This is a genomic window from Chelativorans composti (assembly GCF_039541695.1).
GTDB classification, from domain to species: Bacteria; Pseudomonadota; Alphaproteobacteria; order Rhizobiales; family Rhizobiaceae; genus Chelativorans; species Chelativorans composti.
Map to the genome: position 1 here is coordinate 1 of NZ_BAABGS010000003.1, position 7,920 is coordinate 7,920.

The window sequence follows — 7,920 nt, forward strand, 5'->3', positions numbered from 1 at the left end:
CGAGCGCCTGGCCGAAGCGGGCATCGAGCCCTCCGTCGGCAGCGTCGGCGACTCTTACGACAACGCTCTCGCCGAGACGATCAACGGCCTGTACAAGACCGAAGTGATCCATCGACGCGGGCCATGGCGCTCGTTCGAGGCCGTCGAGTTCGCGACGCTGGAATGGGTCGACTGGTTCAACAATCGCCGGCTGCTGGAGCCCATCGGCAACATCCCGCCGGCCGAAGCCGAGGAACGCTACTACGCTATGCTCGAAGAGCCGGCCATGGCAGCGTGACTCAAACCAAAATGCCTCCGGCAATCCCGGCGCGGTTCACTTGTTTGTTGCCATGGTCGGTGAGTTGAAGCCTCCGGCAAACCCGGTGCGGTTCACATTCTAGGCTCTCCTAGCATCGGAGCGGCATCTATTTGCAAGGAGTTAGAACCGTTCTAGCGGCAAGAACTGAAATATCAACACAACGTCCTCGGGACTAACGCAGATCATCACTGGAATGCGCATGACTCAACTCACATCTGCGTCCTGTTAGCAAAAACAGAGTAGGTAAACTATGCACATATTTAGAGAGACAGCCCCCAAGTACTGGAACGCAGGTCTCCCGGCCATCCCTTTGATGACCAATGGCAAGCGACCGGCCATAAACGGCTGGCAGCGCTTCGCAGACACGTTTCCGACTCAGGACGAGCGTGAAGCCTGGCTGAAGCAGTTCCCCTCGGGCAACGTCGGCTTGCCGATGGGCCCGTGCTCGGGTCTTGTTGCCGTTGATATCGACACTGATGACAAGAAGGTGCTGGAGGTTCTGGACCGTGTCCTGCCGCCGTCGCCTTGGGTTCGCGTCGGTAAAAAGGGCATGATTAAGGTCTATCGCTACAGCGGGGAGCGGACGATCAGGATCAAGGAAGCATCGGGCGCGATGATCTGTGAGATCCTGTCCAAGGGTACACAGTTTGTCCTTCCACCTTCGATCCATCCAGATACCAATCGGCCGTATACCGCCAACTGTGAGCTGGTCTCGGTGTACAAGGCGCTTCCGGCGCTTCCTGCAGACCTCGACAAGACGCTGCGGGCAGCTCTGAAGTCCATTGGCATCGAGACGACAAGCGGAGCAGATCTGAAGGTCGCAACTTTTGTACCGGCTGGTACTCGTGATAACTCAATGGTCTCGATGGCTGGTCTGATGGCTCGTGGGGTTCTTCGGGGTGAGCGGACCCTTCTGGAAGCTTTGAGCGAGATGAAGACGTGGGTTGAAAATTTCGTAGAGCAAGTTGTCGGTGACCCGCTGACCGTCGAAAAGGCTCAGACCAAGCTCATCGAGTTTCTAGTTCGCGACGTCACTAGGGAGAAGCGTAAAGCTCTGCCCCTTGGGTGGGATGAAGGTCTGTCGGCAGAGGATAAGGAGCAGCTCGGCCTCACGTTCACTGAGGATGATGAGGTTTGGGACCACTCGCGAATTATGGCGTTCCTTATTCGCGAGTTCGAACGATATCCTGAGTTCCGCTCGCCAGATAGGGCGAAGGTCGTGAACATCGCTCTTGAACGCATTGCGTGTGCGGGTCCGGCGATCTCGCCACTCGAAGAAGGCATGCTGCTTCGCTACATCGCAGCTCAATCGGCGGGGCTCTTTAACCCTAGTGAGCTAAAGAGGCAGTTGGTTCAAATCCGCCGAGGGGATTTCTCGGGGGAGAACCACGCAGAATTAGCTGAGGCTGTATTGAACTTCATCAATGAGTTCGGAGAGCTCCGCTATTCCGCTGGAAAATTCTGGCAGTGGAAGGGTGCGTTCTGGGGAGAGAAGTCTGAGAATGAGATCCTAAAAGTCATTGCGAAAGAGTTCGGCACGTATCCCGCAGCAAAGCGTCAGAGCGACCATACGGGCATTCTTCGGGTCATGAAGGCGCTTTGCTCAAAAGATTTGCGTGTCGGTGACACGCGCGGGGTAAACTTCGCAAACGGATTCCTTAATGAAGATCTTGAGCTGGAAGAGCATTCTCCGGATCATGGCATGACCTACGTCCTGCCGCACCGTTATCTGCCGGAACTGGCCGGTCACATGCCGATGTTCAATCAGTTCCTGCAGGACAGTTGGTCGGAGGACATGGACTTCCAAGCCAAGGTCGATGCGCTTCAAGAAGCGATGGGGGCGACTCTTATGTCAGCTGCGCCGAAGTTCCAAAGGGCCATCTGTCTGTACGGTGTGGCGGGTTCCGGAAAATCGCAAGTCACTGAGCTGCTCCGCGGTCTGCTGCCAGAGGGTAAAACGTCTTCGATTCCTCCGCAGGACTGGGGAGACAAGTTCCTGCCCGCTGAGATGTGTGAGAAAGTCGTCAACTTCGCGGGAGAGTTGTCGGAAGACAAATACATTCCGGGGGACAAGTTCAAATCGATTGTTGTCGGTGAGGCCATTCACGGCCAGTTCAAGAACAGGCAGCCATTCGAGTTTGAGCCACGATGTGCACAATGGTTCGCGTCAAATCATTTGCCGAGAACTCGGGATACTTCCAGAGGCTTTAGCCGCCGTTGGCTGTTCCTGGTGTGGTCAAGGACCGTACCGGAACCCAAACGGATCACGAATCTCGCTGAAGTTATCCTGTCTTCCGAGGCAGAAGCAATCCTAGCTTGGGCAATGGAAGGCTATCGGCGGCTTAAGAACAAAACGGACTACACTCTACCGGCATCGCATGAAGAAATTGTGGCACGGATGGATATGCAAAACAACCCGGTAAAGTATTTCCTCGATAAGAGCAGCGATATCGAGATCGATCCTTCCGGAGTTCTACGGATCTCACTCATCGATCTCTTCAGCCGCTACAACGCTTTCCGATCTTATCATGGCATACCGAACGTGGTTAACCAGCAGAGATTCCAACAAGAAATCGAAAACCTTGGGTTCGAGATTGTTAATTCCTCCGGAAGCATATCGAGAATCGAAGTCAAGGGTGTTGGTGTAGCGCGACTTGCTAAATAGGTAGGGAAGAAGAGCGCGCCAGAGGTGGAAAAAATACTTATTCCTCGATCTTGTCTCTGATCTCCTTTATCTGCTCTTATCCTCTGGACTTTCTGCTCTCTTGGCGAAATGGAATAGAAAGTTAGAATAAGTATTTTTTCCTCTCGATTGCCTATGGTGAACGCAGCGAGAGTACAAGGATGCAGAAACAAAACAGAAAGGTGGTCTCTGACTACCTCATAGCGCTGGCCAATTCCGGACTGTCGATGTCAAAGGCTATGGAAGAATTTGGGGCGCAAGCTATGCGAGGAGAGCTTCCTGATGAAGTGGCAAGGGCCTTCCCCCTTGCTTGGTCTTATCTGCCTAAGATCACCGTCGGCCGTGACACCCTTCGGCGTTGGCTCATTGAGACATATCCGGATTATCGTCTTTCCAAACGGAGGGCTGCACTCTCTTTACTGGAAGATGGTTACTCTATCAAAGCGGTGGCCCAAAAACTGAACGTATCTGAGCGTACTATCCGAGATTGGCGGAAAGCAGAGACACATGAAAAGGGGACGGTCACTTTAGGGAGTACTATTTCACAGGTCAAGTAGCCTTGAAACTCGCTTCTCCGGTGGTAGTGCGGGACCTAGTCGCATCCTGCTTGTGGTCATGAAGGCTTCCTTTCTGGTTGAAGCCTTCAACCACGAAATGGGACAGGTACAGAGCCAGCTAGTTTTACGAACTAAAGCACTGGCGCAGCTCGGACATTGCTGCCAGTAGCGACTCGCCGTGGATATTCGGTTTAGGATCCTGTGTGGGACTTCGCGCGCCGTCGGACCTCACATCGTGCATGCCCCGTGATGTCGACAGACTATGCCTGGCAGTAGCCGTCAGGCATAGAGTCCGATTAGTGCATGAGTCACGTCCTTGGTAATGATGATTTGCGCTTCGAGAAATATGTGTCACCATCTCGATGGTAATGCGTCGCCCCAATCTGCTGCAGGTAGTGGCGACGCTGATGGTTCGCGGTATGTTAGAGCGAGAAAAGCCAATACATCGCTTCAAACCCATGAGCAACGGCCCGAGAAAGCCCTGCTCGTGAAGGGAATAGATTGGTTTGAAAGAGACGGCGCTCCTGCTTCGCGAACCGTGATTGTGTCATGCACCGCGACAGATCCTGTCTTTGAGAGCCAGCAGTCGGGGACCCGGGCTATAGCTGGCATAACTGCAGAGTGCTATTCACGGCGGGCCAAGTGCAGAATCGATATCCGGCCTCGGTATCGAGATTTGATCGAATTGAAGGTTGCTCGATCTTCCTCTGGGCGTCTGCTCCTCGTCCTCATCGAAGCCTCCAACCTATCGAGTTACCGGGTGCGTTCCCTGTCGCCTATGCCTGTCTGAGATGGATGTGTTGCCACCCCTACGCGGGGCTGGCGGTGAGTTCGAGCTACCAGTAGTATGTCAGCGTCCAGGTGAGTGGAACTTCCGGTAGCCACAAGTCTACTAGCTCTTTTTCAGCCAAAGACGGTCCGCCGTTCTGGAGGTCACCTGCCATAGCCGCCTTCGCATCATCATGCGCAGCGTAGGTATTGAGCGGGCCATTTCTCCAACGTCGATCACCGACAAGCGGGTGTTAGGTTGCCGCTTCGGCTTGGTATCGCGCAGATACGTTTTCCCCTCGCAGCCTCGAGGCTGCGAATGTTGTAGCTGGTGCCCGTCGAATACGAACTGTGGGCAAGCGCGTCAGTGGTTGCTCGGAACAAGACGCAAGCACTGATTATAAACCGTCGGTCCACACGGGGTTTAAGTCGGAGGTGCAACGCGAGAAGGCTTTTTCGAATTTCCTGAGAAGCGGGACCACATAACCAGAGTTGGGCTTATGGGGGAGTACACCCTTCTGGATGAAAACAAAGCGTTTTATGACGCCTACCCGCCCACAGATGCCGCAGAAAATTTTCCGAAGTTGGCGGTGCTATCATAGTAAGCTGTCGGTTTGCTCGATCAGCCATTCAATTGAAGCTTGGGAGGCGGGCTCCATCTCCACGCCCCGCTCAGCCAACCAATCGCGGGAAAACTCCCATGGGTCTCGCCTGTGATCCGAGAGCCATGCCAGGATCTTGTCTGGACGGTAGTAGGTGCGGTTTCCGTTTCCTTTGATGTGTGGTTCAGGCTCTGGTCCTGTCCCCCGTACGCGCCAATTCGCAAGGCTTTGCAGCGATACACCAAGGATCCGACAGACTTCACGGCTGGGAATAGGTCGCCAAGGCGGGTGGGGGAGATTTTGTAACTCTTCACACGCCTGACGACGTTGTTCTTCATTGAGGAGTCGACATGAAGCGGGAGCCGTAAACATCAGCAACAACTACTGCAAAGCGTTACGTCGGTTATATAGGCATTCTAAGAATTGTTTCACGTGATCGCATCATTCGGGTCCCATTCGTAGCGCTTGAGAGACTGTCCACAGCTCATGGAGGCGCTGCTCTGATATCGTCGGCTCCAAGCCAACATCCGCCAACCTATTGCCCATGTAAACAAACTCGAGCGTAATTGCCCCTATGACATCCACCGTCGTTGATAGCTTGGAAATAAGCTCATCCAGGCGTGCTTTGTACCCGAAGAGCAGTGCCTTCTCGACGGTGGCACCAGGAGTATCCTGTCGAGCCCGCCAAATTCTTTCGCGGAACCCCTGAACCCACATCAGCTCGCCGTTTGATCGCTCTCCGGCAATGAAGCCGTCGGCCGTCCCCTGGAGCATTCTAAACTCGAAATCCATGGGAAAGAAGATGCTGTGGGCCCCACGAGCCCATCTTACAGACAGGTTGCCTGCCTGGTTGATCCTTGTATCAACAAAAACCCGCGGTCGCCTGTTCTCCAAATGGACCTGTTCCGACCAGTTTTCGGGGTTCAACAGCCTCGACACTGTTTCTTCATGCACGCCGTATGAAAACCGATCGAGATATTTGAAATCTGCCGCATCAGTCTTTCTGAGCCTGTTGCGTCTTCGCGCAGCCATCTCCAGGTAGTCAGTGCTACTGAGCGAAGGATTATATCGCCAGGTCATGGTCACCTCTGAGCCCCAGTTTACGTGCGATCTTCAGTGCGTCCATATGCGTGTAACGCATCAGCTGACGCGGATCTCTATGGCCTGAAATCAGCGCAACCTCAGGCAACGAGAGGCCTTGTTCAAAGAAGCGGGAAATGGCCTCATGCCGAAGATCATGAAACCGCAAGTCCTGTACCCCTGACCGATCGCGAAGTCGCTGCCAAGCAAGCCTGAATGCATTCGCGCTAATGGGGAATGCACGATTAGGATCAAGCTTCTTACTATGCAAGTTCCGGAGTAGCTCGAACGCGTGGGGGCTGAGGGGAACTGTCCGCGAATGTCCATTTTTCGTCTTTGGAATGAGCAGCGTTGAATTTGTCCAGTCCACGTCCTTCCAAAGCACATTCAAAATCTCGCTGCGACGCATGCCCGTCATCACGGCAAACCTAATGACGTATACGACAACTACATTGCGTGTTGATCGCATGGCGCTGGCGATTGCCATCGCCTCTGCCTGCGATATGCGGCGAACGCGAGCTGCCCCGGGAGGAGGGAGGCGCACCTGTGCCAATGGGTTCACTCCGATTCCATAGCCCCACTCAGTTCGCGCCAGCTCGAACACTTGTCGTAAGATTTGCAATTCCTTGCGAACGCTGTCGTTTGCAACGAGCCGGAGGCGCTGGTCACGATAGATTGCGATGTCCCGCACGCCGATATTGGCAAGTTGCATGTTGGCAAGAGGAGCCCGCATCATTTTGCGGATCCGGTAGGTCTCGGCGGATGCTCCTCGTTTGGCTGGGGTAATCTCGTTGCAGTATCGTCTCAGCGCATCCTTAAGGAGGAGCGTCACAGGGGAGATCTGATCTTGCCACGGCTCACTGCGCTCCAGGGCGGCTTCGGTTTGCCTTGCCCACGCCTCTGCATCGCGCTTGTGCGTGAAAGTCTTGGAGATCGGCTTCTGGCCAAGGCGCCTGATCTGGGCCTGCCATCTGGAGCCGCGTTTGCGGAAAGTTGCCATGTCGTCCACTCGTTGTGACAGATTTGTGACAGGAGAACACAACGAGTTGGCAGCACAGCACTAAGTGCTTGAAAAGATTGGCGCACCCGACAGGATTCGAACCTGTGACCTCTGCCTTCGGAGGGCAGCACTCTATCCAACTGAGCTACGGGTGCCTGTTCCGGCCCAAGGAGCCGGACGCGAACTGCCGCCTTCTTAACCCAACCCGCCCCATGCATCAATGGAGAATGTGCGTTTCTCCCAAGGCAGCGGTCACAGGTTCGAAGCCTGTCGGGTGCGCGCCGGGAATGTGCCGGGAGTGGCGGGAGTGTGGCTGGGGAATTTGCAGGGGCGAACTTTCTTTTGGCAGTGGTAGACAGGAGCGTTGTTTCGAATTATCGCCGTTAAGTCTAGTTTCGAGGCGAGGGAGGGGGATCCGTAGCCGCGATGGGTAGGAACGTTCTAAGAGCCATACTGGGTATTGCTCTCTTGATTGGAGCTGCGTCTTATGTGCTGGCGAACCATTCCGCCACCCAAATCACACTAACTTGTTCTGGCAAATGGGTAGAAGATGGCGGAGCCGAAGAGGTTGTGGTCGCCATTGAAGAATATCGCCCATGGATTTTATGGTCAGCTAGCGACGGAAATTTGCGAGCGAGCTCGAAGAACATCCCACTTGTGATCTATGTCAGCAATATCGAGAAGATCGGTGGCGCGCCTATCACGTTCTACAGTTTCAGTCATTATGACGGTCGCATGATCGGTGGTTATCGCGTTCCTTTTAACGAATTGGCCTTGAAATTTGCTGACAATTTGACCTTTACCGGCAATTGCGTAGAACGACACTAATGTCAACGGCGGTGCAAAATCCGGCCACGCGGCGGCGCAAAACCAGGCCAGGTGGCAGTGGCCTGCGCCATGGCGCGCGCGCTTACCAATAGCTGGCGCGTGCC

Annotated in this window: 6 protein-coding genes and 1 tRNA gene; 3 read left to right on the forward strand and 4 right to left on the reverse strand. The window is 54.4% G+C overall.

Features of this window, described 5'->3' with window-relative positions; translation table 11 throughout:
- From ABD906_RS00400 to ABD906_RS00410, 3 genes are all read left to right on the forward strand, one after another.
- Positions 1–277: integrase core domain-containing protein (locus ABD906_RS00400; RefSeq protein ID WP_345097609.1), on the forward strand; the 277-nt coding region annotated here is incomplete at its 5' end.
- 271 nt (positions 278–548) lie between these two features.
- Positions 549–2,963, forward strand: a complete 2,415-nt coding sequence (locus ABD906_RS00405) for a phage/plasmid primase, P4 family (RefSeq protein ID WP_345097610.1) — start codon at positions 549–551, stop codon at positions 2,961–2,963.
- Between the two features lie 179 nt (positions 2,964–3,142).
- Positions 3,143–3,538 carry a helix-turn-helix domain-containing protein gene (locus ABD906_RS00410; RefSeq protein WP_345097611.1) on the forward strand — a complete coding sequence of 132 codons (396 nt, stop codon included), beginning with the start codon at positions 3,143–3,145 and terminating at the stop codon, positions 3,536–3,538.
- Positions 3,539–5,349: 1,811 nt separating this feature from the next.
- On the opposite strand, the gene ABD906_RS00415 is transcribed toward ABD906_RS00410, so the two are convergent.
- The 4 genes from ABD906_RS00415 to ABD906_RS00430 all read right to left on the reverse strand — a co-directional run.
- Positions 5,350–5,988: a hypothetical protein gene (locus tag ABD906_RS00415; protein ID WP_345097612.1), complete on the reverse strand. Its 639-nt coding sequence runs from the start codon at positions 5,986–5,988 to the stop codon at positions 5,350–5,352.
- Positions 5,972–6,988 carry a tyrosine-type recombinase/integrase gene (locus tag ABD906_RS00420; RefSeq protein ID WP_345097613.1) on the reverse strand — a complete coding sequence of 339 codons (1,017 nt, stop codon included), beginning with the start codon at positions 6,986–6,988 and terminating at the stop codon, positions 5,972–5,974. Before ABD906_RS00420 ends, ABD906_RS00415 begins: the two co-directional genes overlap by 17 nt.
- Positions 6,989–7,066: 78 nt before the next feature.
- A tRNA-Arg gene (locus ABD906_RS00425) sits at positions 7,067–7,143 on the reverse strand.
- Positions 7,144–7,597: 454 nt separating this feature from the next.
- Positions 7,598–7,920: hypothetical protein (locus ABD906_RS00430; protein WP_345097614.1), on the reverse strand; the 323-nt coding region annotated here is incomplete at its 5' end.

Excerpts from the sequence above, each read along its gene's own strand:
- ABD906_RS00415 (WP_345097612.1), bottom strand. The coding sequence starts at position 5,988 with ATGACCTGGCGATATAATCCTTCGCTCAGTAGCACTGACTACCTGGAG.
- ABD906_RS00405 (WP_345097610.1), top strand. The coding sequence starts at position 549 with ATGCACATATTTAGAGAGACAGCCCCCAAGTACTGGAACGCAGGTCTC.
- ABD906_RS00410 (WP_345097611.1), top strand. The coding sequence starts at position 3,143 with ATGCAGAAACAAAACAGAAAGGTGGTCTCTGACTACCTCATAGCGCTG.
- ABD906_RS00420 (WP_345097613.1), bottom strand. The coding sequence starts at position 6,988 with ATGGCAACTTTCCGCAAACGCGGCTCCAGATGGCAGGCCCAGATCAGG.